Source organism: Pseudomonas sp. Colony2, from assembly GCF_019382755.1.
In the GTDB taxonomy this organism is placed as follows: domain Bacteria; phylum Pseudomonadota; class Gammaproteobacteria; order Pseudomonadales; family Pseudomonadaceae; genus Aquipseudomonas.
The window spans coordinates 1,806,557-1,829,656 of the sequence record NZ_CP080030.1; the positions used below are offsets into that span (position 1 = coordinate 1,806,557).

At 61.2% G+C, this 23,100-nt stretch carries 21 protein-coding genes and 1 other RNA gene; 14 read left to right on the forward strand and 8 right to left on the reverse strand.

Going from position 1 to position 23,100, the window contains the following annotated elements:
• Positions 1 to 259: 259 nt before the first annotated feature.
• The 4 genes from zipA (at position 260) to ffs (ending at position 5,110) form a co-directional block, all read left to right on the forward strand.
• A complete protein-coding gene (gene zipA, locus JV201_RS07720; protein WP_219406705.1) occupies positions 260 to 1,111 on the forward strand; it encodes a cell division protein ZipA in 852 nt (283 codons plus the stop codon).
• 87 nt (positions 1,112 to 1,198) lie between these two features.
• Positions 1,199 to 3,556, forward strand: a complete 2,358-nt coding sequence (ligA, locus tag JV201_RS07725) for an NAD-dependent DNA ligase LigA (RefSeq protein ID WP_008437559.1) — start codon at positions 1,199 to 1,201, stop codon at positions 3,554 to 3,556.
• A 161-nt stretch (positions 3,557 to 3,717) separates the two neighbouring features.
• Positions 3,718 to 4,881: a putative zinc-binding metallopeptidase gene (locus tag JV201_RS07730; RefSeq protein WP_003219075.1), complete on the forward strand. Its 1,164-nt coding sequence runs from the start codon at positions 3,718 to 3,720 to the stop codon at positions 4,879 to 4,881.
• Positions 4,882 to 5,013: 132 nt separating this feature from the next.
• An RNA gene (ffs, locus tag JV201_RS07735) (signal recognition particle sRNA small type) lies at positions 5,014 to 5,110 on the forward strand.
• A gap of 104 nt (positions 5,111 to 5,214) precedes the next feature.
• Here the strand turns inward: ffs and JV201_RS07740 are convergent.
• Positions 5,215 to 5,802, reverse strand: coding sequence for a hypothetical protein (locus JV201_RS07740; protein ID WP_087694831.1), 588 nt, complete (start codon positions 5,800 to 5,802; stop codon positions 5,215 to 5,217).
• 14 nt (positions 5,803 to 5,816) lie between these two features.
• The gene (locus JV201_RS07745) at positions 5,817 to 6,350 is read right to left on the reverse strand and encodes a hypothetical protein (RefSeq protein ID WP_003219072.1); all 534 of its coding nucleotides are present in this window, start codon (positions 6,348 to 6,350) and stop codon (positions 5,817 to 5,819) included.
• Between the two features lie 283 nt (positions 6,351 to 6,633).
• Here JV201_RS07745 and JV201_RS07750 point away from each other — a divergent pair, with 283 nt between their 5' ends.
• On the forward strand, positions 6,634 to 7,680 hold the full coding sequence (locus tag JV201_RS07750) for an N-acetylmuramidase family protein (RefSeq protein ID WP_219406706.1): 1,047 nt from the start codon (positions 6,634 to 6,636) through the stop codon (positions 7,678 to 7,680).
• Between the two features lies 1 nt (position 7,681).
• Positions 7,682 to 8,296 (forward strand): hypothetical protein, encoded by a 615-nt coding sequence (locus JV201_RS07755; RefSeq protein ID WP_177028708.1) that lies wholly within the window; start codon positions 7,682 to 7,684, stop codon positions 8,294 to 8,296.
• 39 nt (positions 8,297 to 8,335) lie between these two features.
• Here the strand turns inward: JV201_RS07755 and JV201_RS07760 are convergent, their stop codons facing one another.
• On the reverse strand, positions 8,336 to 9,199 hold the full coding sequence (locus JV201_RS07760; protein WP_003219067.1) for a LysR family transcriptional regulator: 864 nt from the start codon (positions 9,197 to 9,199) through the stop codon (positions 8,336 to 8,338).
• A 97-nt stretch (positions 9,200 to 9,296) separates the two neighbouring features.
• Here JV201_RS07760 and JV201_RS07765 point away from each other — a divergent pair, with 97 nt between their 5' ends.
• Positions 9,297 to 10,265 carry a DMT family transporter gene (locus JV201_RS07765; protein ID WP_102368374.1) on the forward strand — a complete coding sequence of 323 codons (969 nt, stop codon included), beginning with the start codon at positions 9,297 to 9,299 and terminating at the stop codon, positions 10,263 to 10,265.
• On the opposite strand, the gene JV201_RS07770 is transcribed toward JV201_RS07765, so the two are convergent.
• Both JV201_RS07770 and JV201_RS07775 read right to left on the reverse strand, forming a co-directional pair.
• A complete protein-coding gene (locus JV201_RS07770) occupies positions 10,179 to 10,550 on the reverse strand; it encodes a VOC family protein (protein WP_003219063.1) in 372 nt (123 codons plus the stop codon). The genes JV201_RS07765 and JV201_RS07770 overlap by 87 nt on opposite strands.
• A gap of 151 nt (positions 10,551 to 10,701) precedes the next feature.
• Positions 10,702 to 11,016, reverse strand: coding sequence for a helix-turn-helix domain-containing protein (locus tag JV201_RS07775; RefSeq protein WP_003219061.1), 315 nt, complete (start codon positions 11,014 to 11,016; stop codon positions 10,702 to 10,704).
• 460 nt (positions 11,017 to 11,476) lie between these two features.
• On the opposite strand from JV201_RS07775, the gene JV201_RS07780 reads away from it, so the two are divergent.
• Entirely contained in the window at positions 11,477 to 13,042 is a 1,566-nt protein-coding gene (locus JV201_RS07780) for a PAS domain-containing methyl-accepting chemotaxis protein (RefSeq protein ID WP_177019535.1), read from the forward strand.
• An 18-nt stretch (positions 13,043 to 13,060) separates the two neighbouring features.
• Entirely contained in the window at positions 13,061 to 14,752 is a 1,692-nt protein-coding gene (locus JV201_RS07785; protein ID WP_219406707.1) for a bifunctional diguanylate cyclase/phosphodiesterase, read from the forward strand.
• 171 nt (positions 14,753 to 14,923) lie between these two features.
• Here JV201_RS07785 and JV201_RS07790 read toward each other — a convergent pair whose 3' ends face one another.
• Positions 14,924 to 15,673 (reverse strand): ABC transporter substrate-binding protein, encoded by a 750-nt coding sequence (locus JV201_RS07790; RefSeq protein ID WP_219406708.1) that lies wholly within the window; start codon positions 15,671 to 15,673, stop codon positions 14,924 to 14,926.
• A gap of 133 nt (positions 15,674 to 15,806) precedes the next feature.
• On the opposite strand from JV201_RS07790, the gene dnaX reads away from it, so the two are divergent.
• The 5 genes from dnaX (at position 15,807) to JV201_RS07815 (ending at position 21,575) form a co-directional block, all read left to right on the forward strand.
• On the forward strand, positions 15,807 to 17,870 hold the full coding sequence (gene dnaX / locus JV201_RS07795) for a DNA polymerase III subunit gamma/tau (RefSeq protein WP_008430186.1): 2,064 nt from the start codon (positions 15,807 to 15,809) through the stop codon (positions 17,868 to 17,870).
• 43 nt (positions 17,871 to 17,913) lie between these two features.
• Positions 17,914 to 18,252, forward strand: coding sequence for a YbaB/EbfC family nucleoid-associated protein (locus tag JV201_RS07800; protein ID WP_003193199.1), 339 nt, complete (start codon positions 17,914 to 17,916; stop codon positions 18,250 to 18,252).
• A gap of 271 nt (positions 18,253 to 18,523) precedes the next feature.
• Entirely contained in the window at positions 18,524 to 19,558 is a 1,035-nt protein-coding gene (locus tag JV201_RS07805) for an NADP-dependent oxidoreductase (RefSeq protein ID WP_003219050.1), read from the forward strand.
• A gap of 65 nt (positions 19,559 to 19,623) precedes the next feature.
• On the forward strand, positions 19,624 to 20,226 hold the full coding sequence (gene recR, locus JV201_RS07810) for a recombination mediator RecR (protein WP_003219049.1): 603 nt from the start codon (positions 19,624 to 19,626) through the stop codon (positions 20,224 to 20,226).
• A 200-nt stretch (positions 20,227 to 20,426) separates the two neighbouring features.
• Complete coding sequence (locus JV201_RS07815) at positions 20,427 to 21,575, forward strand: acyl-CoA dehydrogenase family protein (protein ID WP_219406709.1); 1,149 nt, start codon at positions 20,427 to 20,429, stop codon at positions 21,573 to 21,575.
• Between the two features lie 131 nt (positions 21,576 to 21,706).
• On the opposite strand, the gene JV201_RS07820 is transcribed toward JV201_RS07815, so the two are convergent.
• Together JV201_RS07820 and fnr are read right to left on the reverse strand one after the other, a co-directional pair.
• Complete coding sequence (locus JV201_RS07820; RefSeq protein WP_219406710.1) at positions 21,707 to 22,255, reverse strand: adenine phosphoribosyltransferase; 549 nt, start codon at positions 22,253 to 22,255, stop codon at positions 21,707 to 21,709.
• A gap of 80 nt (positions 22,256 to 22,335) precedes the next feature.
• Positions 22,336 to 23,070 carry a fumarate/nitrate reduction transcriptional regulator Fnr gene (gene fnr / locus JV201_RS07825; RefSeq protein ID WP_003219044.1) on the reverse strand — a complete coding sequence of 245 codons (735 nt, stop codon included), beginning with the start codon at positions 23,068 to 23,070 and terminating at the stop codon, positions 22,336 to 22,338.
• Positions 23,071 to 23,100: the final 30 nt, after the last annotated feature.

Sequence of the window (23,100 nt, forward strand, 5' to 3'; positions counted from 1 at the left end):
GCCGCAGGTCGAAGGAGGATTTTCAGCAGGACGTAAGGTGATTTACCGGTCTGGGAAAAGTGGCAAATGGACATATTTGTTCAAGGCATTTTGACAGACGGTGTAAAGTTATCTTTGGTCGTGCTAGTTTAATGTCAAATTTTCGTATGCGTGGGCAAAACGTCATTCAGAACATAGAGTTGGCGCCACGTTTTAAAGCGGTTTGCACGGTGCTAAACCCCTTATTTTTCAGCATTTTTTATTAGAGGCACGGGATTACATGGAAATCGGTCTGCGCGAGTGGCTGATCGTCATCGGCATTATTGTCATTGCCGGTATTCTTTTTGATGGCTGGCGCCGGATGCGTGGCGGCAAGGGCAAGTTGAAATTTCGCCTGGACCGCAACCTGTCCAATTTGCCGGACGACGACGGCAGCGCCGAGCTGCTGGGGCCACCGCGTGTCCTGGACAACCATAAAGAACCGCACCTGGACGAGCACGACCTGCCGTCGATGAGCGCACCGGTGCGTGAAGCCCGTGAACCCAAGCGCGGCAAGCGCAGCGCGGCCAGCGAGCCATCCCAGGGCGACCTGAACCTGGACCTGGAAGAAGGCCCGAGCTTCAGCAGCCGTGATGACGACTTCCCGGATGAGTCCCCGGCCAAGGGCGCCCATAAAGAATCCGTCAAGGACCAGCCGGCTGCCGAAGAGGTGCTGGTGATCAGCGTGATCTGCCGTGACGCCGCCGGCTTCAAGGGCCCGGCCCTGCTGCAGAATATTCTGGAAAGCGGCCTGCGCTTTGGCGAGATGGATATTTTCCATCGCCACGAAAGCATGGCCGGCAACGGTGAAGTCCTGTTCTCCATGGCCAATGCGGTCAAGCCGGGCATCTTCGATCTGGACGACATCGACCATTTCAGCACTCCGGCGGTGAGCTTCTTCCTCGGCTTGCCGGGCCCGCGTCACCCGAAACAAGCGTTCGACGTGATGGTGGCGGCAGCTCGCAAGCTGTCCCAGGAACTCAACGGCGAACTCAAGGACGATCAACGCAGCGTCCTGACCGCCCAGACCATCGAGCATTACCGTCAGCGCATCGTCGAGTTCGAGCGTCGTGCCCTGACACAGAAGCGCTAAGGTCCAAGCTTAAGCGTTGCCTGTAGAATCCATGCACTAACATATTGAGCAGCTTCGGCTGCTCTTTTGCTTTATGAGAGAACACCCATGACCGCCGCCCACACCCGCATCCTCGAACTGCGCGCTGAACTGGATCAGCACAACTACCGTTACCACGTCCTCGACGAGCCGAGCATTCCGGACGCCGAGTACGACCGTTTGTTCCACGAGCTCAAGGCGCTTGAAGCCGAGCACCCGGAGCTGGTAACCCGTGATTCACCGACGCAGCGGGTCGGCAGTGCGGCATTGTCTGCGTTCACTCAGGTACGCCACGAAATCCCGATGCTCAGCCTCGGCAACGCCTTCGATGAAAGTACCATGCTGGAATTTGATCGCCGGGTGACCGAAGGCCTGGATCTGCCGGTGGGAGACTTGTTTGGCGGCGGCGCGGCGGTGGAATACAGCTGTGAGCCGAAGCTCGATGGCCTGGCGGTCAGCCTGCTGTATCAGGACGGTGAGCTGGTGCGTGGCGCCACCCGCGGCGATGGCACCACTGGCGAAGACATCAGCGTCAACGTGCGTACCGTACGCAACATTCCTTTGAAACTGCACGGCACCGGCTGGCCGGCGACCCTCGAAGTGCGCGGCGAAGTATTCATGTCCAAGGCCGGTTTCGAGCGGCTGAACGCCACCCAGCTGGAAGTTGGCGGCAAGACCTTCGCCAACCCGCGCAACGCGGCGGCGGGTAGCCTGCGTCAGCTGGACTCGAAGATCACCGCCAGCCGTCCGCTGGAGTTCTGCTGCTATGGCGTGACCACGGATATCAGCGACACCCACATCGGCAACCTGCAACAGCTGAAGAAGTGGGGCATGCCCATCAGCCATGAGCTGAAGCTGGCCAAGGGGATTCAGGATTGCCTCGACTACTACCGCGATATCGGTGAGCGCCGCAACGCCTTGCCCTATGAAATCGACGGCGTGGTGTTCAAGGTCAACAGCATTGCCTACCAGCGGGAGCTGGGCTTTCGTGCCCGCGAGCCGCGCTGGGCAATTGCCCATAAATTCCCGGCCATGGAAGAGCTGACCGAGCTGCTTGACGTTGAATTCCAGGTCGGCCGCACCGGCGCTGTGACACCCGTGGCACGCTTGAAACCTGTCAAGGTCGCGGGTGTGACCGTGTCCAACGCCACACTGCACAACATGGACGAGGTGGCACGCCTGGGCCTGATGATCGGCGACACGGTGATCATCCGCCGTGCCGGTGATGTGATTCCGCAGGTGGTGTCGGTTGTCACCGAGCGTCGCCCGGAAAACGCCCGTGCGGTGCAGATCCCCGAGAGTTGCCCGGTGTGCGGTTCCCACGTTGAGCGTACGCAACTGGTCAAGCGCAGCAAGGGCAAGGAAACCGTCAGTGAAGGCGCGGTGTACCGCTGCGTCGGGCGTCTGGCCTGTGGTGCGCAGCTCAAGCAGGCGATCATCCATTTCGTTTCGCGCCGGGCCATGGACATCGATGGCCTGGGCGACAAGACCATCGAGCAACTGGTGGACGAAAAACTCATCGGCTCGCCGGCGGATCTCTACAAGCTCAAGTACGAACAGATCATCGACCTGGAAGGTTTTGCCGACGTTTCCAGCAAGAAGCTGATTGCCTCTATTGAAAACAGCAAGACGCCAACCCTCGCACGGTTTATCTACGCTCTGGGCATTCCCGATGTGGGCGAGGAGACGGCCAAGGTGCTGGCGCGCTCGCTGGCATCCCTGGAGCGCGTGCAGCAGGCCTTGCCGGAAGTGCTGACGTACTTGCCGGACGTTGGCCTGGAAGTGGCCCACGAGATTCACAGCTTCTTTGAAGACAGCCATAACCAGGATGTGATTGGCGCCCTGATCTCGAAGGACGAGTGCGGCCTGGAGTTGCAGGAACAGGGCGACCTGAGCGCCGAGTTTGCGGCCAGCACCACGTTGGGCGGCTTGCTCGACAAGCTGCACGTGCCGTCCGTGGGCCCGGGCGCCGCGCAGAAACTCGCCGACAAATTCGGCTCCCTCGAAGGCGTGATCAAGGCCGACTGGCTCGACATGCGCCAGGCTTTGCCGGAGAAGCAGGCCAAGGCCGTCCGGGACTTTTTCGATATTGAAGAAAACGCCCGGCGTGCGCTGGCCATCGAGCAACAGCTCAAGGACTTCGGCATGCACTGGCAGAGTGAGAAGAAAGTCGTCGAAGGCTTGCCCGAGGCCGGTCACACCTGGGTGCTCACCGGCTCCCTGGAACTGATGAGCCGCGATGTTGCCAAGGAAAAACTCGAAAGCCTGGGCGCCAAGGTCGCGGGCTCGGTGTCGGCGAAAACCCATTGCGTGGTCGCCGGGCCGGGCGCGGGGTCGAAGCTGGCCAAGGCCACTGAGCTGGGCTTGAAAGTGCTGGATGAAGAGGCGTTCGTGGCATTTTTGGCCAAGCACAACATCACGGTCTGATGATCGTTCCCACGCTCTGCGTGGGAACGCCGCCCTGGACGCTCTGCGTCCGCTCTAAAGGTGCGACGCGGAGCGTCACTGGATGCATTCCCACGCAGAGCGTGGGAACGATCTCTCTCGGGCAATGCTCTAGTATTGGCAAGCCTCCCGGAGAGATCGCCATGTACCGCTTCTTCGAACAACTCAGTTCGCGCATCGCCGCACCGTTCATGGCCGAGACCTCGCGCAACAGCAAGGTCTGGCAGTGCCGCTGTGGGCAATCGCTGTTCTTTCGCAACAGCCAGTGCCTGGCCTGCTCGGCGCTGCTGGGCTATCAGCCGGAGCAGAGTCGCCTGTCCTCCCTGCAGCCCGGCCCGTATGCCGATACCTGGCTGCTGGACGCCGACCCTGAAGCCGGTGCCTTTCGCCGCTGCGCCAACCTCGACACGCCGGCCGCCTGCAACTGGCTGCTGCCCGCCGACAACGGCCAGGTCTTGTGCGTGGCCTGCAGCCTGAACCGCACCATTCCCGACCTGTCGATCCCCGAAAACCCCGAACGCTGGCGCAAGGTCGAAACCGCCAAGCGTCGTCTGGTGGCCCAACTCATCAGCCTGGGCTTGCAGGTGATTCCCAAGACGGTCGATGAAGACACCGGCCTGGCCTTCGATTTTGTCGGCATCGACCTGGAAGGCAACGCGCCCACCACCGGCCACGCCAATGGCCTGATCACCCTCGACATCAAGGAAGCCGACGACGCCCACCGTGAGAAAATTCGCGTACAGATGCGCGAGCCTTACCGCACCTTGCTCGGTCACTTCCGTCACGAGGTCGGCCATTACTACTGGGACCGCCTGATCGCCAACAGCCATTGGCTGGAGCCGTTCCGCACGCTGTTCGGTGACGAGCGCGCCAGCTACGCCGACGCCCTGGAGCAGCACTACCAGAACGGCCCGCGCCCGGACTGGCAGCAAACCTGCGTCAGCGCCTACGCCACCATGCACCCGTGGGAAGACTGGGCGGAAACCTGGGCGCATTACCTGCACATGATGGACGCCGTCGACACCGCGCTGGGCTTCGGCATGAGCGCCCGGGAGATGGACCTGGATTACCAGCCGTTCCCCCTCAGCACCCTCTACGACCCCGGGCATCCCGGCGGCACGGCGTTCCTGTCATTCGTCAATGCGTGGATCGAACTGGCCGGCATGCTCAACGAACTGTCCCGCAGCATGGGCCAGCCGGATTTCTATCCGTTCGTCCTGCCGCCGGCGGTGATTGCCAAGCTGCACTTCATTCACCTGGTGATCCAGCAAGAGGGCGGTCGGGCGGACGAGGTCGTGCTTTTGTAGGAGCAAGCTTGCTCCTACGGCCAAGTACTTGAACCATCAGATATTTTTAATCCCGCGCCAACGGTTGTAACTTCCGATGAGATCGGTACAATGGCGCGGCTTGCCGAGAGGCGAGCGTCGTTATGGTGACCCCATCGGTCCCCCCGCAACGATTACCCGTGAACCTGGTCAGAGCCGGAAGGCAGCAGCCACAGCGGGAACATTGTGTGCCGGGGTGTGGCTGGTGGGGTTGCCTCCATAACGCAACCCTCCTTGATTCAAAAAATACTTTTATGAAGCCCTTCGCTGACAATCGTCATCTGCGAAGCGATTTCTGCTGTTCGCTCATCAGGGTTACTGACGGTACAGCGGGAACTCTCCCATGGCCGGAATCACTTCTGCGCGCAACCTCGCCATGTGCCCGGGCAACTCCTGTCGTGCGGCAGGCGTGTCGGACGGGATGTTCTTGGCAAAATGGAAGCTGATGATTTGGCCGGTCCCGTTGTCCTTGTAGTATTTGAAGATATTGAACTCAAAGAAGCTGCCGTCCTTGCGTGTGGAGGTCGGATAAAACAGCAGCACGTAGATCGCATCGGTTTTCTCGTCTGAAAACATCTCCACCGGAAGGTTGGGGTATTCCTGTTTGTGGGCCTGCGCGGTCAGGTTGGCAAGATCCCGGGGCTCGTTGCCGGTGGTCTGGGGCGGCGCGAGGCGAAAATCCACCAGTTCGCTCCAGGCGTTGACGCTTTCTGGTGCGAGGAAATATTCCCAGAGCGGAACGTTGCCCCGGGCCTGGTATTTCAGGACGTATGTTTTCCCTGCAAACACCACCGACTTTGTCTCGGCGATCGACGGGCGGGACAGGTCCGGCGGCGCCACAGGCGGTTTGGATGCACAGCCGAACAGCAGCAGGACAGTCGATACCACGATTAGCCAACGCATGGGCACCTCCTGTGTCACGGCTTAGTGCTGTTGATGTGGTCGGCGATGCTGGCGAGCGTTGCGCTCCATTGTGCAACGGTTTGTTCTGAAGGCATTTCTCTCCAGGTCCTGGAGACCTTGTACGTGTCGCCCCCCAATTGATAGGCAAAATGCCTCAAGGTCATGACGTTGCCGTTCGCCTGTGTGCAGATCACCGACCAGCCCATATACGGGGTGCTGGTATCTCCCATGTCAGTCTGGCTGATATGTGTTTTGCAGTTCTTCTCGGCGGCCCGGGTATCGGAATCACGGGCCGCGCTTGGCGGTTGATTCTGGCCCGGCAACACAAACAGGGTGATCTCGTCTTTTCCGGTGTCGGCAGACCACTTGTATCGTTTTACCCCGGCATTCGCGAACGCTGATGCCATCTCGTCATCGTTTTTGGTTTGCCATTGCGGACCTTTTGGCGTTACCGCCTTGAGCAAGTAGCCCGCAAAATCTTCTGCGTGGGTGTTTGGCGAGACGAAGAGCAATCCGCTGATGGCACAGGCAATAAAGGTCGATTTCATGTCAGTCCCTGGACGTCATTGTTAGATGTCAGGACGACAATGCATCCTGCGAAACAGACAGTAGCGCAGGTGGTGGCAAAGTGCCCAGTCCGTTTAAAAATTATTCCCAGGGACGACGTCAGTGAGGGATTGCTCACATCCTTAAACCTTGCGCTGGACAAGCCAAATTCGCCTTGTTAGTTTGCGCCAGCGGCATATTTCTAAATATGTCGGTGGCACATGGATGATATTAAAGTGATGGCGCTTTATGGCTCATCTACTCCAACTAACAAGGATGTCAGTAATGAAAAGCCTGCAAGGGTTGCCCACTCTCATCAGCGCTTCCGTCGGTGCGCCGGGCAAAGCCCGCAACTTGCCCGCCGATGTTCAATGCATCCAGTATTTATTCAACTTGATCATTCCCAAGTTGGGTTTCCCCCTGGCGGAAAATGGCAAATGCGACGGCCAGTTGGTGCAGTGCATCAGCCAGTATCAGTTCCGCCACCTTAAATACGCGCATCCCGATGGTGTTATCGACCCCACCGGGCGCACCTTCAATAGCCTGATCGAAGAGGCGGTGAAGGTGCCGGTCAAGCCGAACCCGACCCTGCGTATTCCGACGTTCCTCAATGTGTTCGGCAACACCGGCACGGACATGGTCCAGGCCACGGTCGACCACTATCTGGACCGCATGCGGGCAATGATCGAGGCTGAGCGGCGCAACCGGCAGATGATGCTCCAGGCCACGTGCGACGGCGGCACGACGCTGACGGATACGGACTTCCAGAACGCTGCCGCGCAGTTGGGTAACGGGATTTCGGTCAATATCATCAAGGCCTTCGCCACGGTGGAGTCGGGCGGGCGCTCCGGGTTCGGCCCGGCCAAGTTGCCGGTGATCGCCTTTGAAGGGCACCATTTTCGCAAGTACACCAAGAGTAAATACGACCAGACCCACCCGCTGTTGTCGTACCCCTACGTGAAGAAGGCCGGGCCCCAGTGGAAGGCCAATAACAAGGACCAGACCAAGGCCTGGGAAACCATGGCCATCGCCTTTGCGCTGGATCAGGAAGCGGCCTTGAAGTCGGCCTCCTGGGGCATGTTTCAGATAATGGGCTCCAACTTCACGGCATGCGGTTATAAAACGGTGTTTGAATTTGTGGTGGCCATGAAGATTAATGCCGGGCATCAACTAAAGGCCTTCCTTGGTTTTTGCAGCCAGAGCCCGGCCCTGGTCAAGGCCATGAAGAACAAGGATTACGCCGCCATGGCGCTGAACTATAACGGCAAGGATTATGGCGACTATGACCAACGCATCAAAAAAGCCTACGAAGCACTTGAAGGGAAAAAATAGAATGCCGTTCAAACGTTGCGTGTCCCGATTGCTGGTTGCCTCTTTCGTGTGTGTTGCTGCAGGTGCGCCGGCGTTTGCCGCTACGCTGCACTCGGGCAAGTACGAAGGGCTGATGCTGGCCGTGACGCCCGAGCATCAGGTGGAGGGGTTTTATGCCGAGGAAATGGGCGAGGGCGTGACCCGCTCATGCACGTTCTTCCTGCAGGGCAAGGTCGACGGTGCGAAGGCATCGGTGTCGACATGGCTGGATGAGGCCTATCCGGGTACCGTCGCGGCTTCCTCGGACGGTGTGACGCTGACCGTGGAGAAGGGCCGCGAACATCCCGGCTGCATCAACGTGTTGATGCCGGAAATTGCCACCGGCCTGGACCTGACCCAAACCGCTGCCAAGAAGTGGATCGGCCTGGTGACCGTTTCGTCCGACAAGGCCTTCCTGCAGAAGACCCCGGACGCCAAGGCCAGTCATCGTGCCTACGTGGTCAAGGACGATGTGGTCGCGGTACTGGCGTTCAAGGATGGCTGGGCCCAGGTCGAGTTCATCAATGGCGAAGGCCGCTCTTCCAAGGGCTGGATCAGCCAGGACCAGTACGCCAGGCTGGCCCCCGCAAAAGGCTGAAGATGCTGCTGCGCCCGCGCACAGCGGGGCGAAAACCGGTTAGCCGAAAGTTTCCCGCAACAGCCCCGCAAAGGCATCCCGCGCCAGATGGCGTTGGGTGTCTTTGTGCCAGAACAGCAGGTTATCCACCGCCGCCAATTCGTCGAAGCGGTAGGACGTCAATTGGTTGGCCTGCTCGTAGCGCGCCAGGATGCCTTCCGGCGCCAGTGCCACGCCAATCCCCGCGCTGACGCAGCCAATGATCGTGCCCCAACTGGCATAACTTGCGATGGCAGGCTTGATGTCGTGGGGCTTGAGCCAGTTCTCCAGGGCTGCGCGATACGGGCAGCCGGGCGGCCACACCAGCAGCGTGCGGCCGGCCAGGTCCCGGGCGTCCTCGATGGGTGCGCTGGAGGCGCTGGTAATCAGCACCAGGCGCTCGCTGTAGACCACGCTTTGTTCGAGCTTCGGGCGTTTGCCGCCGGCGGCCACCAGCGCGGCGTCGATGCGGTGATGTTGCAGGTCATCGAGTAACTGCGCCCAGGCACCGGTCACCAGTTCCAGCTCCACTTGTGGATAACGTCGATGGTATTCGGCCAGCAGCGGCGGCAGGCGGCCACTGGCGCTGGATTCCACTGCGCCGATGCGCAGCTTGCCGCGGGGAATCGCGTTGCTGTCGACGGCACGCTTGGACTCTTCCACCAGCGCGAGGATGCGCTCGCAGTAGTCGAGAAACACTTCCCCTGCGGCACTGATCGCCAACCCGCGCCCGGCGCGAATGAACAGCGGGGTACCCAACTCGCTTTCCAGTTGCTTAATGCGTGTGGTGATGTTGGACGGCACGCAGTGCAGTTGCAGGGCGGCCTGGGCCACGCTGCCGGTTTGTGCCACGGCTTTCACCATTTTCAGTTGGGCCAGTTCCATCGCTCAGTTCCAGTGATTACAGAAGTCAGAAACGGTTAATTGTCCTGCGCCTTGCCGGGGCCAAGACTGACGGCATTCCCACTGCTGGACGCCGTTCATGAAAGCCCCGTCACCTGTAAAGCTTACGCTAGTCACTGCCAGCGTCATCCTCTGTTGGGCGTATTCGCCGATTGGCGTGCATCTGGCCTTGCACAGCTACAGCCCTGGCCAGTTGGCCTTGGGGCGGTTCCTGATTGCTTCGGTATTGATGGCCGGCGTCGCGTTGGTCATGAGGATCGAGCGGCCACGTCTGCGGGACCTGCCGTGGTTGCTGGTGCTGGGCTTCTTCGGGATTTTCCTGCATCACCTGACGATCAATTTCGGCCAGCAATTTGTCACGGCCGCTGCCTCCAGTGTGCTGGCGCAGTCGGTTCCGCTATTTACGGTGCTGGTGGCGTTTTTCGGCTTGAAGGAGCGAGTTACCGGCTGGCGCTGGGGTTGCGTGCTGCTGGGCTTGAGCGGGGTGCTGGTGGTGATCTGGGGCGAGCATGGCCTGGGGCAGATTGATCCCCGTGGACTGATGATCCTGCTGGCGGCGTTGTCGTGGAGCCTTTATTTCACCATCCAGAAACACTATTCCCGGCGCTACAGCCCGCTGACCACGGTGTGCTACACCGTGTGGTCGGGCACCTTGCTGTTGTGTGTGTATTTGCCGGGTTTGCCGGCGGTGGTGTCGCAATCATCAACCCAAGCCAACTGGGCGGTGTTGTTGCTCGGCGCCTTTCCCAGCGCCCTGGCGTACCTGGCCTGGGCCTATGTGTTGCGGCATGTCGAGGTCAGCCGCGCGTCAGTGGCGTTGTACCTGGTGCCGCCGGTGGCGATGGTGATGGCCGCCACGCTGCTGGGCGAGCAGGTTTCGCTGCGCGTGGTGCTGGGTGGCCTGATCGTGCTGGCCAGTGTCGGCGCCATCAGCCTCGAAGGGCGCTGGCGCCGCAAGCCGTTACGGGTTCACGGTGAACACCCGCAGGCGGTGACCGTCGGGGTCCTGGGCGACAAAGGTGTAGCCGAAGTCCGCCTCGACCGGTGACTGGATGATGCTCATCCCGAGTTGCACCCAGCGTGTGTGCAAATCGTCGACCGTTGCGATATCAGCGACGCAGAAACCCGCCTCGCTACCGCCAACCGAGGCTTGGGCCGCAGGCTCCACGGTATGGCGCGACCACAGGCCGAGTTTCACCCCGTTGTCGAGGATGAACAGCGCAAAGGTCGGCCCCAGCTCCACCGGCGGCTTGTCCAGCAGTCGGCTGTAGAGGTTGGCGCTGGTGGCCGGGCTGTCGACGTACAACAAAAAGTAATGGGCAATGCTATTCATGATGACTCCGTGGAATGACGCAGCAATGGCGCGGCTCAGTCCCTAGTCTAAGGGGCTGTCCTGTCAGTTCATGTCAGGAGTCATCAAGCAAAGAGCAGACAGTCAATCTGGCTGTCTGCTCTTTTTATTGCGTGCACGTGTGTTGCGAGCTCTAAGGCTTGGACAAGGCCTGGTCTACCGCTGCGATCAGCTTTCCCAGATCCTTCGGGGTGGCTTTGTGAATGACACCGAACAGATAAGCGCGCTGTTCCTCCTCGTCGACCAGGTCTGCGAAAAAGACTTTCAGCTTCACTCCCAGCGCCTCTGCGAACAAGAACAGTGCCTCGACGCTGGGTGTATAGGTGCCGGTTTCGAAGCGGCTGATGGTTTTAGGGTCAAAACCGGTTTTTTCACCTAGTTCAGCCTGAGTAAGCCCTGCGACCTTGCGGTAACGTCTGATGGCTGGACCCAAACTTGAAATGTGCATCGCTCAATTCCCATTTAGAATCAAGAACTTAACGATAAATCTTAAAATTAGACAACCGCATGTACCATCACCTTTTCTTGCAAAATGTGATGTAATTCGTAGAATCGGCATCTAGGACAAGTATTTGGTGGTCTCGTTTCAGAAGGCAGGTTTATGAAACAGGAAATCATTGCTCTCTCCTTACTCTCATAAATGTGCCCATAAAACGGACGCCTGGCAGGGACTGAAATGTCGCTCGTCAGTGCCACGCTTCATTGCGCCTCACGTGCCGGATACCCGAATTCAAGCCTAGTTGATCATCACTGAATGGATGATGAATTGCTGTGCAAAATCGTGGGTTTGCGTACCTTTGCGGCCAACCAGCCGATCGACGGCGCAGCCCGACTGGAAATACGAATCCGCCTGTCCTGCCTACCCGGTGGTCGAGAGGGCGATCGAATGCTGTCCATGGAGCTTTAACGTGCGTCTCAATTTGCCGGTCACTGCTGTTGAACAGACTTTTGGGGAGCAGCAACGGCTAATTTCCGCAACTGACGTCAACAGCCATATTACCTACTGCAACGCCGAGTTTGCCGCCATGAGCGGCTTTACCCAGGCCGAGCTGATCGGCAGCACCCACAACCTGGTGCGCCACCCGGACATGCCGCCTGCCGTGTTCCAGCTGATGTGGAGCTACCTCAAGGCCGGGCAGAGCTGGATGGGTGTGGTGAAGAACCGCTGCAAGAACGGCAACTATTATTGGGTCAGCGCCTATGTGACGCCGATTCTCGAAGACGGGCGGCTGATGGGCTACGAGTCGGTGCGGGTCAAGCCCACCCGCGAACAGGTGCGCCGCGCAGAAGCGCTGTACGCGCGGTTGCAGGCAGGTGGTGCGGCGGTCTCGCCGGTGCGGCGTGTGGCGTCTGTGTCCCGGGCCATGGCGTTGCCACTGGCGGCTGCCGTTGCCAGTGTCGCCGCCTTCCAATGGGTTCCGGGTGTATGGGCCCAGGCGTTGACTGTCGGCTTGTTTCTCGGCCTGGGCGTCTGGGGGCATCAACGCTTGGGGCTGCAGCTCAAGCAGATTGTGCAGAACACGCCCAATACCTTTTCCGACCCCATCAGCGCCATGACCTACAGCGACGCGCTGGGGCCGACCGCGCAGCTCGAAATGATCCTGATCAGCGAAGAGGCGCGACTTAAAACCGCCCTGACGCGCCTCAGCGACCTGGCCAACCAGATGGCCGAAGCAGCCGCCCATTCCAGCGTGTTGTCGAGCACCACCGAATCGGCGTTGCTGGAACAGCGCGCCGAGACCGACATGACCGCCGCCGCCATGACCGAGATGGCTGCGTCCATCGCCGAAGTGGCGGTGCACGTGCAGCAAACCGCCAGCGAAGCTCACACCGCCAACACCCTCGCCGAGCAGGGCAGCCAGGTGGCCGGCACGTCCCGCGAGGCGATCCAGCTGCTGGCCGGCACCGTCACCCAGATCAACCAGGCGGTGGGCAACCTGGCCGGGCAGACCCAGCAAATCCAGGTGGCCGCGAGCATGATCCAGGCAATCGCCGACCAGACCAACCTGCTGGCCCTCAACGCGGCCATTGAAGCGGCCCGCGCCGGCGAGCAGGGCCGTGGCTTTGCCGTGGTGGCCGACGAGGTGCGCGCCCTGGCGGGCAAGACGCGGGAGTCGACCCAGCAGATCCAGGGCATCATCCAGAACCTGCGGGCCGGCGCCGATGAGGCGGTCGAGATCGCGAGCCTGGGCATTCACGAGGCCGAGCAGGGCGTGCAGCAAGTACTTGAGGCGCAGCAGGCGCTGCAAGGTATTCGCCACGCGGTGGAGCGTATTACCGGTATGAGTCAGCAAATGGCTGCTGCCTCACAGGAACAATCCCACGTCGCCGAGGAAGTTTCACAGCAGATCAATAACGTTGCCGCCACGGTGCAAAAGACAGCGGGCAATGCCAACGCTGCAGTCACCCGTGGCCGGGAACTCGAAAGCATCTCTTCCGGGTTGCGCGCCCTGGTCGAGCGGTTCAACCGCTAGCCACAGTGAGCCTGACTCATGGACGAGAAATACCGCAGGGCCGTGGATGCAGCCGCCATTTTCTCCGAGACTGACCTGGCGGGCTGCATCACTTACGTCAATGACCAGTTCTGCGGCATGTCCGGCTACGGGCGTGACGAGTTGCTGGGGCAAAATCACCGCATTCTGAGCTCGGGACTGCACCCTGCGGGGTTCTTCCAGGGCATGTGGCAAGCCATCAGCGAAGGCCGGGTGTGGCGTGGGGAAATCTGCAACCGGGCCAAGGATGGGACGTTGTATTGGGTGGACAGCACCATGGTGCCGCTGCTCGATGAGAAGACCGGGCGCGTGCAGAAGTACGTGTCGATCCGCTTTGATGTCAGCGAAAAGCGCCAGCTGTTGCACACCCTGCAATGGCGGGTCGGCCACGATGTGCTGACCGGCTTGCCGAACCGCGCCTATCTGTCCGAGTTGCTTAACCAGTCCCTGGAGTTCTCCCGCAGCGAAGACATCCCGTTGGCGTTGTGCATGCTCGACCTGGACGGCTTCAAGGCGGTCAACGACGGGTATGGGCATGCCTGTGGGGATCTGTTGTTGGTGGAAGTGGCCACTCGGTTGCGGGAGATCATCCGCGGCGAGGACGTGGTCGCCCGGCTCGCCGGTGACGAATTTGTACTGATCCTGCGTTATGTGCGCGATATCGACGAGCTGAACGGCGCCTTGCTGCGCATCCTTAAGGCGATTTCCGAGCCGTACTCGATCCAGGGGGCGGAGCTGAATGTGTTCGCCAGCATCGGCGTCACGCTGTTCCCCCTGGACGACGAGGACGCCGACACCTTGCTGCGCCATGCCGACCAGGCGATGTATGTGGCCAAGCAGAGCGGGCGCAACCGCTACCAGTTGTTTGATGTATCCCTGGAACAGGAGGTCAAGGCCAGCCACCAGACCGTGGAGCAGATCCGCCAGGCCCTGGCGGCGGGCCAGTTGTGCCTGCATTACCAGCCCAAGGTCAACTTGCGCTGCGGCACGGTGGTGGGGTTCGAAGCATTGTTACGCTGGCAGCACCCCGAGCGTGGCCTGGTGAAGCCGGGGGATTTCCTGCCACTGATCGAGCAGACCGACCTGATTGTCGATATCGGCGAATGGGTGATCGCCCAGGTGTTGGGCCAGATGCATCGCTGGCAGGTGCATGGGCATTGGTGGTCGGTGAGCGTGAACATCGCGGCGCGGCACTTCCAGCGCGAGGATTTTGTCGAGCGCCTGCGAGACTTGCTGGCGCAATACCCGCAGGTGGAGCCGCACCGGCTGGACCTGGAGATCGCCGAGTCGGTGGCCATCGACAATATCCAGCGTGTCACCCAGCACCTGGAGGCCTGCCAGGCCTTGGGCGTGCAGTTCTCCCTGGATGATTTTGGCACCGGCTATTCCTCCCTGAGCTACCTCAAGCGCCTGCCGACCCAGACCATCAAGATCGACAAGTCGTTCGTGCGCGACATCCTGCACGACAAGGACGACCTGGCGCTGACCAAGGCCGTGATCGGCCTGGCCCGTGCGTTTGGCCGCGAAGTGATTGCCGAAGGCCTGGAAACCCTGGAGCACGGCCAGCTGTTGATGCGCATGGGCTGCGAAGTGGCCCAAGGCTATTTCATCGCCCGGCCGATGCCTGCAGAAGACGTGCCGGGTTGGGTCGAGGAATTTGCACCGCCGCCGCAGTGGCAAAAGCTTGAGTGATGTTTATTGTGGCGAGGGAGCTTGCTGTGGCGAGGGAGCTTGCTCCCGCTGGGCTGCGTAGCGGCCCCAAGATCTTTGGGAGCGCTGCGCACTCCAGCGGGAGCAAGCTCCCTCGCCACAGCAAGCTCCCTGGCCAGCAAGCTCCCTCGCCACAAGGACAATCAGGTGATCTTAAGAGGCAGGGGCGCTGTTCCCGATATACAGCTGGATGATTTCATCAATCTCCCCGGACATTTTCATCCGCAGCAACGTGCGCAGGATCTGCTGCCCCGGCACCTGCGGGTCGTTGCGCACATAGCAGCCCAGGCGTTGCTCCTCGATCACGGCCACCGTATGCAGGCGCTGTGTGGGCGGTAATTGCTGATTGAAGCGGTCAAGGATCCATTCGTTGATCACTGCATAGTTGAAGCGTCCGGCCACCAGTTTTTGCAGCACTTGCTCTTCACTGCGGCTGTCGTCGCGGCTGAACTGGCCGCTGGCGAAGCGCGCCTCCAGGGTCGGGTAGCTGTAGCCGAGTACCGTGCCGATGTGTTGCGGCGCAAGGCTGTCCAGTGCCACTGACGTTGAGGGCACGCGCCCGGCGGCCAGCACATTGCGCTGGACCAGCAGCGGGATGCTCCAGGTGTAGTCCCCCGACAGGTTGTTCAGCCACGCCGGTGTCACGTAGCAGCGCACGTCCACATCCCCGCGCTCCATGGCGGTGTCGATGCGCGCACGCGGCAGCACATGGAATTTCGCAGGACGGCCGACCTGGGTGGCCAGGCTCAACATCAGGTCATACAAAATCCCCTGGGTCGGCTGGCCCTGGTCAAGTTGCACCATGGGCATGGTCCAGCTGTCGGAAATGGAGAATCGCAGAGGTGCGGGTGCCGCCAGGCTGACCGTGGCAATCATCCACAAGGCGCCCAGGACTGCGCGCATAAATTCTCCGGGTTCAGCCTTTTACAGGCTTGGTCAGACCAGCTTAGTCAGATTAGACGAGCGTGCCGGATGCAATTTCCCCCTTGCTCCGCTAGCATTACCCGCTTCCGCTTCCCAGTTGCGACGGTTTTCGATGAGTTATCAGGTTCTTGCACGTAAATGGCGTCCGCGCTCGTTCCGCGAAATGGTCGGCCAGACCCATGTGCTCAAGGCTCTGATCAATGCCTTGGACAGCCAGCGGCTGCACCACGCTTACCTGTTCACCGGTACCCGCGGGGTGGGCAAGACCACCATTGCCCGCATCATTGCCAAGTGCCTGAACTGTGAAACCGGCATCACCTCGACGCCGTGCGGTACCTGCTCGGTGTGCCGGGAAATCGACGAAGGGCGTTTTGTCGACCTGATCGAGATCGACGCCGCGAGCCGCACCAAGGTCGAAGACACCCGCGAGCTGCTCGACAACGTGCAGTACGCACCGAGCCGTGGCCGCTTCAAGGTCTACCTGATCGACGAAGTGCACATGCTGTCCAGCCACTCCTTCAACGCCTTGTTGAAGACCCTGGAAGAGCCGCCGCCCTACGTCAAATTCATCCTGGCCACCACCGACCCGCAGAAACTTCCTGCAACGATTTTGTCGCGGTGCCTGCAGTTCTCCCTGAAAAACATGACCCCGGAGCGTGTGGTCGAGCATTTGACCCACGTGCTGGGTGTCGAGAACGTACCGTTCGAAGACGACGCCCTGTGGTTGCTGGGGCGTGCCGCCGACGGCTCGATGCGTGATGCCATGAGCCTTACCGATCAGGCCATCGCCTTCGGTGAAGGCAAGGTGCTGGCCGCCGACGTGCGGGCGATGCTCGGCACCCTGGACCACGGCCAGGTGTTCGACGTGCTGCACGCGCTGATCGAAGGCGACGCCAAGGCGTTGCTCGAAGCCGTGCGCCACCTGTCCGAGCAAGGCCCGGACTGGAATGGCGTGCTGTCGGAAATCCTCAATGTGCTGCACCGCGTCGCCATCGCCCAGGCCCTGCCCGAAGGTGTCGACAACGGCCACGGCGACCGCGACCGCGTGTTGGCCCTGGCCCAGGCGCTGCCGGCCGAAGACGTACAGTTCTACTACCAGATGGGCCTGATTGGGCGACGTGACCTGCCGTTGGCACCCGATCCGCGGGGCGGCTTCGAAATGGTCCTGCTGCGGATGCTGGCCTTCAGGCCCGCCGACACGGCGGATGCGCCGAGACAGCCGCTAAAGCCAGTGGGGATCAGCCAGGCCACAGTTGATTCCGCCAAACCAGTGGCTGGCCCGGCTGTTGTCGCGCCAGTGGTTGCGCCGCCTGCGCCGGTTGCACAGGCCGCCGCCCCGGTTGTCGCCGAGCCCGTGGCGCCTGTGGTGGTGCCGGAGCCGGTGGTTGAGCCTGCGCCCGTGCCTGAAGTCGATCTGCCGTGGAACGACCCGGTAGAGGTCGAGGTCGAGGTCGAGCTGCAGCCTGCCGTCGAGCCGGTGCTGGAAACCACCAGCGAGCAGCCTGAACTGACACCCATGCCCGCGCCGACCCCGGACAGCGTGGTGCCGGACGCCCCCGAGTGGGTTTCGGCCCCGGTGCCGGAGCCGACCGTTGCGCAAGTGGACGCCGCCACCCCGGGCACCGACCTCGACGACGAGCCACCGCTGGACGAAGATTACATCGAGCCGGACATGGATTCGGCCTACAGCTACCTGGACGACCTGGCCAGCGAACACACCGCCGAGCCTGCCCCGGAGCCTGAACCCGAACCTGCCGCGATGCCGGCCACCGGCCTGGCGTTGCAATGGCTGGAGCTGTTCCCGAAACTGCCGATCTCCGGCATGACCGGCAGCATCGCCGCCAACTGCACCCTGATTGCCGTTGATGGCGACCACTGGCTGCTGCACCTGGACCCGGCCCACAGCGCCCTGTTCAACGCGACCCAGCAGCGCCGGCTCAACGATGCCCTGAACCAGTTCCACGGGCGCACGCTGACCATCAGCATCGAGCTGATCAAGCCCGAGCAGGAAACCCCGGCCCAGGCGGCGTCCCGTCGCCGGGTCAACCGCCAGCGCGAGGCTGAAGAGTCGATCCACGGTGATCCGCTCATCCAGCAGATGATGCAGCAGTTTGGCGCGGTGGTGCGGCACGATACTATTGAACCTGTAGAAGCCCCGGTACCCCAAGCGTCATAACCCGGGGCCAATAATTGATCCACGTACTTTTGAGGTGATTCCCATGATGAAAGGTGGCATGGCCGGCCTGATGAAGCAGGCGCAGCAGATGCAGGAAAAGATGGCCAAGATGCAGGAAGAACTGGCCAACGCCGAAGTCACCGGTAAAGCCGGTGGCGATATGGTCAGCGTGGTGATGACCGGTCGTCACGACATCAAGCGCGTGAGCATCGACCCAAGCGTATTGCCGGGCGTCGGCGAAGACGACCTGGAAATGCTCGAGGCGCTGTTTGCCGCGGCCGTCAACGACGCCGTGCGCAAGATCGAAGCCAACAGCCAGGACAAGATGTCTGGCGTGACCGCTGGCATGCAACTGCCACCGGGTATGAAGCTGCCGTTCTGATCGGCAAGCGCAGCACCGAAAATGCCAGGCCCCGCGCCTGGCATTTTTTTGTCCGGCTATTTTCCATACCCGTAGCAGCTGTCGAGCGCCAGCGAGGCTGCGTCGGCAGCGACTCGGTCCCACGTCTGGCATGAAAGCAGCGGTGCGGCTAACGTAGCCTCGCTGGCGCTCGACAACGGCTACTGCGAGAGTTTTGTCGAACCCTGGACCCTGTGTTGGGGTCTGCACCCTATACCGTTGAATTCAATCACCGATAGAAGGAGCCTCGCTGATGTCCGAAGCATTGACCCTCAACCAGCGCATTGTGCTGGTCTCACGCCCCCACGGCGCACCGGTGCCGGAAAACTTTCGCCTGGAGCGCGTCGCGCTGCCGGAACTGGCCGACGGCCAGGTTTTGCTGAAGACCCTTTACCTGTCCCTGGATCCCTACATGCGCGGGCGCATGAGTGATGCGCCGTCCTACGCTGCGCCGGTAGAAATCGACGAAGTGATGACCGGTGGCGCTGTCAGCCGCATCGAACAGTCCCGCAATCCGAAGTTCGAGGTGGGTGACCTGGTGGTCGGTTCCACCGGCTGGCAGAGCCACAGCATCTCCGATGGGCGCAACCTGATCCCGGTACCGAAGGGACTGGCCAGCCCGTCCATGGCCCTGGGTGTGCTGGGTATGCCCGGCATGACCGCCTATATGGGCCTCACCGATATCGGCCAGCCCAAGTCCGGGGAAACCCTGGTGGTGGCGGCCGCTTCCGGTGCGGTGGGCTCGGTGGTGGGCCAGGTGGCGAAGATCAAGGGCCTGCGGGTGGTCGGTGTGGCGGGCGGCGCCGACAAGTGCCGCTATGTGGTGGACGAGCTGGGCTTTGATGCCTGTGTCGATCACAAGAGCGACAACTTTGCCGAGGAGCTTGCCCAGGCCTGCCCCAAGGGCATCGATATCTACTTTGAAAACGTCGGCGGCAAGGTATTCGACGCGGTCGTGCCGCTGCTGAATGCCAAGGCGCGCATTCCCTTGTGTGGCCTGATCGCCGGCTATAACGCCCACGAAGCGCCCAGCGGTCCCGACCGGCTGCCGGCGTTGCAACGTACCTTGCTGACCAAGCGTGTGCGGATCCAGGGCTTTATCGTGTTCGACGACTATGGCGACCGCCAACCGGAATTCCTCAGTGCCATGGCGCCGTGGGTGCGGGACGGCAAGATCAAGTTCCGCGAGGACGTGGTGGAAGGCCTGGAGCAGGCACCTGAAGCCTTTATCGGTTTGCTGGAGGGGCGCAACTTCGGCAAGTTGGTGGTGCGGGTCGCACAAGATTGAGCATTTGACGCTAATCCGAGGCGCGGGTATAAACCGCGTCTCGTTGTTTTGTCGGACCTTTCCCCATGAGCTTCAGCCCCCTGATTCGTCAACTGATCGACGCCCTGCGCACTTTGCCGGGCGTGGGCCAGAAAACCGCCCAGCGCATGGCGCTGCAACTGCTGGAGCGTGATCGCAGCGGCGGCTCCCGACTGGCCCAGGCCCTGAGCCAGGCGATGGAAGGGGTCGGCCACTGCCGCCAGTGCCGCACCCTGACCGAGGAAGAGCTGTGCCCGCAATGCGCCGACCCGCGTCGCGACGACACGCTGCTGTGCGTGGTCGAAGGGCCGATGGATGTCTACGCGGTGGAGCAGACCGGTTACCGCGGGCGCTACTTTGTGCTCAAGGGCCACCTGTCGCCGCTGGACGGGCTGGGGCCGGAGGCGATTGGTATTCCGCAACTGGTGACGCGAATCGAGGAGCAGGGCACGTTCGTCGAGGTGATCCTGGCCACCAACCCTACGGTGGAAGGCGAAGCGACGGCCCATTACATCGCCCAGTTGCTGACCAACAAAGGCCTGATTACCTCGCGCATCGCCCACGGCGTGCCGTTGGGTGGCGAGCTGGAACTGGTGGATGGCGGGACCCTGGCGCATTCGTTTGCCGGGCGTAAGCCGATCGCCCTATAACAAACACCGCAGAACAAAATGTGGGAGCGGGCTTGCTCGCGAATGCGGTGGTTCAGTCAATGCATCTGGCGACTGATACACCGCATTCGCGAGCAAGCCCGCTCCCACATTTGTTTTGTGGCGTTCACGAGTCTTTCCTCTTGCTTGATAACCAAGCAAGCGCTTGGTAAGTTCGCTCTACCGTCCCGTGGAGCTTGCCGATGTCTGCCTATCAGGAATACTTCGACCCCAGCCACCAATTGGTCCGCGACAGCGTGCGTCGTTTCGTCGAGCGCGAGATGTTGCCGGGCATCGAGCAGTGGGAAGAAGCGGAAAGCTTCCCCCGGGAGCTGTACCTCAAGGCCGGCACGGCGGGGATCCTGGGGATCGGTTACCCCGAAGCCCTTGGAGGCAGCCACGAAGGTGACCTGTTCGCCAAGGTCGCCGCCAGCGAAGAACTGATGCGCTGCGGCTCCGGCGGGGTAGTGGCAGGGTTGGGCTCGCTGGATATCGGCTTGCCGCCCATCGTCAAATGGGCCCGGCCCGAGGTGCGCGATCGTGTGGCGCCGCAGGTGTTATCCGGCGAGAAGATCGCCGCCCTGGCCGTCACCGAGCCCGGTGGCGGCTCCGATGTCGCCAGCCTGCAGACCCGTGCTGTGCGCGACGGCGACCATTACCGCGTCAGCGGCAGCAAAACCTTTATCACCAGCGGCCAGCGTGCCGACTTCTACACCGTCGCCGTGCGTACCGGTGGGCCGGGCTTTGCCGGCATCAGCCTGTTGTTGATCGAAAAGGGCACGCCTAGTTTCACCACCGGTACACCGCTGAAGAAAATGGGCTGGTGGGCGTCGGACACTGCCGAATTATTCTTCGATGATTGCCGCGTACCCGTAGGCAATCTGATCGGCGCCGAGAACATGGGTTTCGCCTGCATCATGGGCAACTTCCAGAGCGAGCGCCTGGCCCTGGCCCTGATGGCCAATATGACTGCGCAGATGGCCCTGGAGGAAAGCCTGAAGTGGGCGGCCCAGCGCGAGGCCTTCGGCAAACCCATCGGCAAGTTCCAGGTGCTCAAGCATCGCCTGGCGGAAATGGCCACGGCGGTGGAGGTCTCGCGGGAATTCACCTACCGCCAGGCCGCCAAGATGGCCGCGGGCAAGAGTGTGATCAAGGAGATTTCGATGGCCAAGAACCTCGCCACCGACACCGCCGACCGCGTGACCTTTGATGCCGTGCAGATCCTCGGCGGCCAGGGCTACATGCGCGGAAACCTGGTGGAGCGGCTGTATCGCGACAACCGCATCCTGTCCATCGGTGGCGGGACTCGGGAAGTGATGAACGAAATCATCAGCAAGCAGATGGGCTTGTAGAAAGCGCTTTTGTGGCGAGGGAGCTGTGGCGAGGGAGCTTGCTCCCGCTGGGCTGCGTAGCGGCCCCAAGATCTTTGGGAGCGCTGCGCACTCCAGCGGGAGCAAGCTCACTCGCCACACGAGTCCCGGGGTTATTGGTCTGTCAGGGCAAACTGCGTCAGGCAGAACGTCGCAATGCCCATGTCTTCCAGGCGCTGGGAACCACCCAGCTCCGGCAGGTCAATGATCGCCGCCGCTTCGAAAATCCGTGCGCCCATGCGCCGGGCCAGGTTGGCCGCCGCGATCAGCGTGCCGCCGGTGGCGATCAGGTCATCGAACATCAGCACCGAGTCACCTTCGCACAGGCTGTCGGCGTGCACTTCCAGGAGGGCTTCGCCGTATTCGGTCTGGTAACTCTCGGTCAGCACGTCAGCCGGCAATTTGCCTTGCTTGCGGAACAGGATCAGCGGTTTGTTCAGCTGATAGGCAATGATCGAACCGATCAAGAAGCCTCGGGCATCCATTGCGCCGATGTGGGTGAAGTCGGCTTCGACGTAGCGGTGTACGAAGGTGTCGGCCACCAGGCGCAAGGCCTTGGGCGACTGGAACAGCGGCGTGATATCGCGAAAGATCACCCCAGGCTTGGGGAAGTCGATGACTGGGCGAATCAGGGATTTGATGTCGAACGAATCGAAGACCATCGTCGAGGAGTCCTGGGGAGGAAAGCGGACTCGAAGTATACCTGCGGCCCAGCCGATTGGCTCGGCCGCAAGCGTCTGGATCAACCGTCGAGCGAACCGCCAGCCAATGCGCAGAGCTGGATCGGGTCGAGGATATGCACTTCCTTGCCTTCGGCCGCAATCAACTCGTTCTGCTGGAAGCGGGTGAATACCCGGGACACGGTTTCCACCGCCAGGCCCAGGTAGTTGCCGATTTCGTTGCGCGACATGCTCAGGCGGAACTGGTTGGCCGAGAAACCCCGCGCGCGGAAACGTGCGGAAAGGTTGACCAGGAAAGTGGCAATACGCTCGTCGGCGGTTTTCTTCGACAACAACAGCATCATCTGTTGGTCGTCGCGGATTTCCCGGCTCATCACGCGCATCAACTGGCGACGCAATTGCGGCAGCTGCAGGGCCAGTTCATCCAGGCGTTCGAACGGGATTTCACACACCGATGTGGTTTCCAGGGCCTGGGCCGACACGGGGTGAATCTCAGTGTCCATGCCCGACAGTCCGACCAGTTCGCTCGGCAGGTGGAAGCCGGTGATCTGTTCTTCGCCGCCATCGCTCAGGCTGAAGGTTTTCAGCGCGCCAGAACGTACTGCATAAACGGAGTCAAACTTGTCGCCCTGGCGAAACAGGAACTCGCCTTTTTTCAGTGGGCGACCGCGTTTAACGATCTCGTCCAGCGCTTCCATGTCTTCCAGATTCAACGAAAGTGGCAGGCAGAGGGGGGCCAGGCTGCAATCCTTGCAATGAGCCTGGCTATGAGCGCGCAGTTTAACTGGCTCGGACATTTCTTAAATCCTTGTGGGAAAACACACATA

Bases quoted from the DNA above. Each gene is read 5' to 3' on its own strand.
- zipA (WP_219406705.1), top strand. From the start codon at position 260: ATGGAAATCGGTCTGCGCGAGTGGCTGATCGTCATCGGCATTATTGTC.
- ligA (WP_008437559.1), top strand. From the start codon at position 1,199: ATGACCGCCGCCCACACCCGCATCCTCGAACTGCGCGCTGAACTGGAT.
- JV201_RS07730 (WP_003219075.1), top strand. From the start codon at position 3,718: ATGTACCGCTTCTTCGAACAACTCAGTTCGCGCATCGCCGCACCGTTC.
- JV201_RS07740 (WP_087694831.1), bottom strand. From the start codon at position 5,802: ATGCGTTGGCTAATCGTGGTATCGACTGTCCTGCTGCTGTTCGGCTGT.
- JV201_RS07745 (WP_003219072.1), bottom strand. From the start codon at position 6,350: ATGAAATCGACCTTTATTGCCTGTGCCATCAGCGGATTGCTCTTCGTC.
- JV201_RS07750 (WP_219406706.1), top strand. From the start codon at position 6,634: ATGAAAAGCCTGCAAGGGTTGCCCACTCTCATCAGCGCTTCCGTCGGT.
- JV201_RS07755 (WP_177028708.1), top strand. From the start codon at position 7,682: ATGCCGTTCAAACGTTGCGTGTCCCGATTGCTGGTTGCCTCTTTCGTG.
- JV201_RS07760 (WP_003219067.1), bottom strand. From the start codon at position 9,199: ATGGAACTGGCCCAACTGAAAATGGTGAAAGCCGTGGCACAAACCGGC.
- JV201_RS07765 (WP_102368374.1), top strand. From the start codon at position 9,297: ATGAAAGCCCCGTCACCTGTAAAGCTTACGCTAGTCACTGCCAGCGTC.
- JV201_RS07770 (WP_003219063.1), bottom strand. From the start codon at position 10,550: ATGAATAGCATTGCCCATTACTTTTTGTTGTACGTCGACAGCCCGGCC.
- JV201_RS07775 (WP_003219061.1), bottom strand. From the start codon at position 11,016: ATGCACATTTCAAGTTTGGGTCCAGCCATCAGACGTTACCGCAAGGTC.
- JV201_RS07785 (WP_219406707.1), top strand. From the start codon at position 13,061: ATGGACGAGAAATACCGCAGGGCCGTGGATGCAGCCGCCATTTTCTCC.
- JV201_RS07790 (WP_219406708.1), bottom strand. From the start codon at position 15,673: ATGCGCGCAGTCCTGGGCGCCTTGTGGATGATTGCCACGGTCAGCCTG.
- dnaX (WP_008430186.1), top strand. From the start codon at position 15,807: ATGAGTTATCAGGTTCTTGCACGTAAATGGCGTCCGCGCTCGTTCCGC.
- JV201_RS07800 (WP_003193199.1), top strand. From the start codon at position 17,914: ATGATGAAAGGTGGCATGGCCGGCCTGATGAAGCAGGCGCAGCAGATG.
- JV201_RS07805 (WP_003219050.1), top strand. From the start codon at position 18,524: ATGTCCGAAGCATTGACCCTCAACCAGCGCATTGTGCTGGTCTCACGC.
- recR (WP_003219049.1), top strand. From the start codon at position 19,624: ATGAGCTTCAGCCCCCTGATTCGTCAACTGATCGACGCCCTGCGCACT.
- JV201_RS07815 (WP_219406709.1), top strand. From the start codon at position 20,427: ATGTCTGCCTATCAGGAATACTTCGACCCCAGCCACCAATTGGTCCGC.
- JV201_RS07820 (WP_219406710.1), bottom strand. From the start codon at position 22,255: ATGGTCTTCGATTCGTTCGACATCAAATCCCTGATTCGCCCAGTCATC.
- fnr (WP_003219044.1), bottom strand. From the start codon at position 23,070: ATGTCCGAGCCAGTTAAACTGCGCGCTCATAGCCAGGCTCATTGCAAG.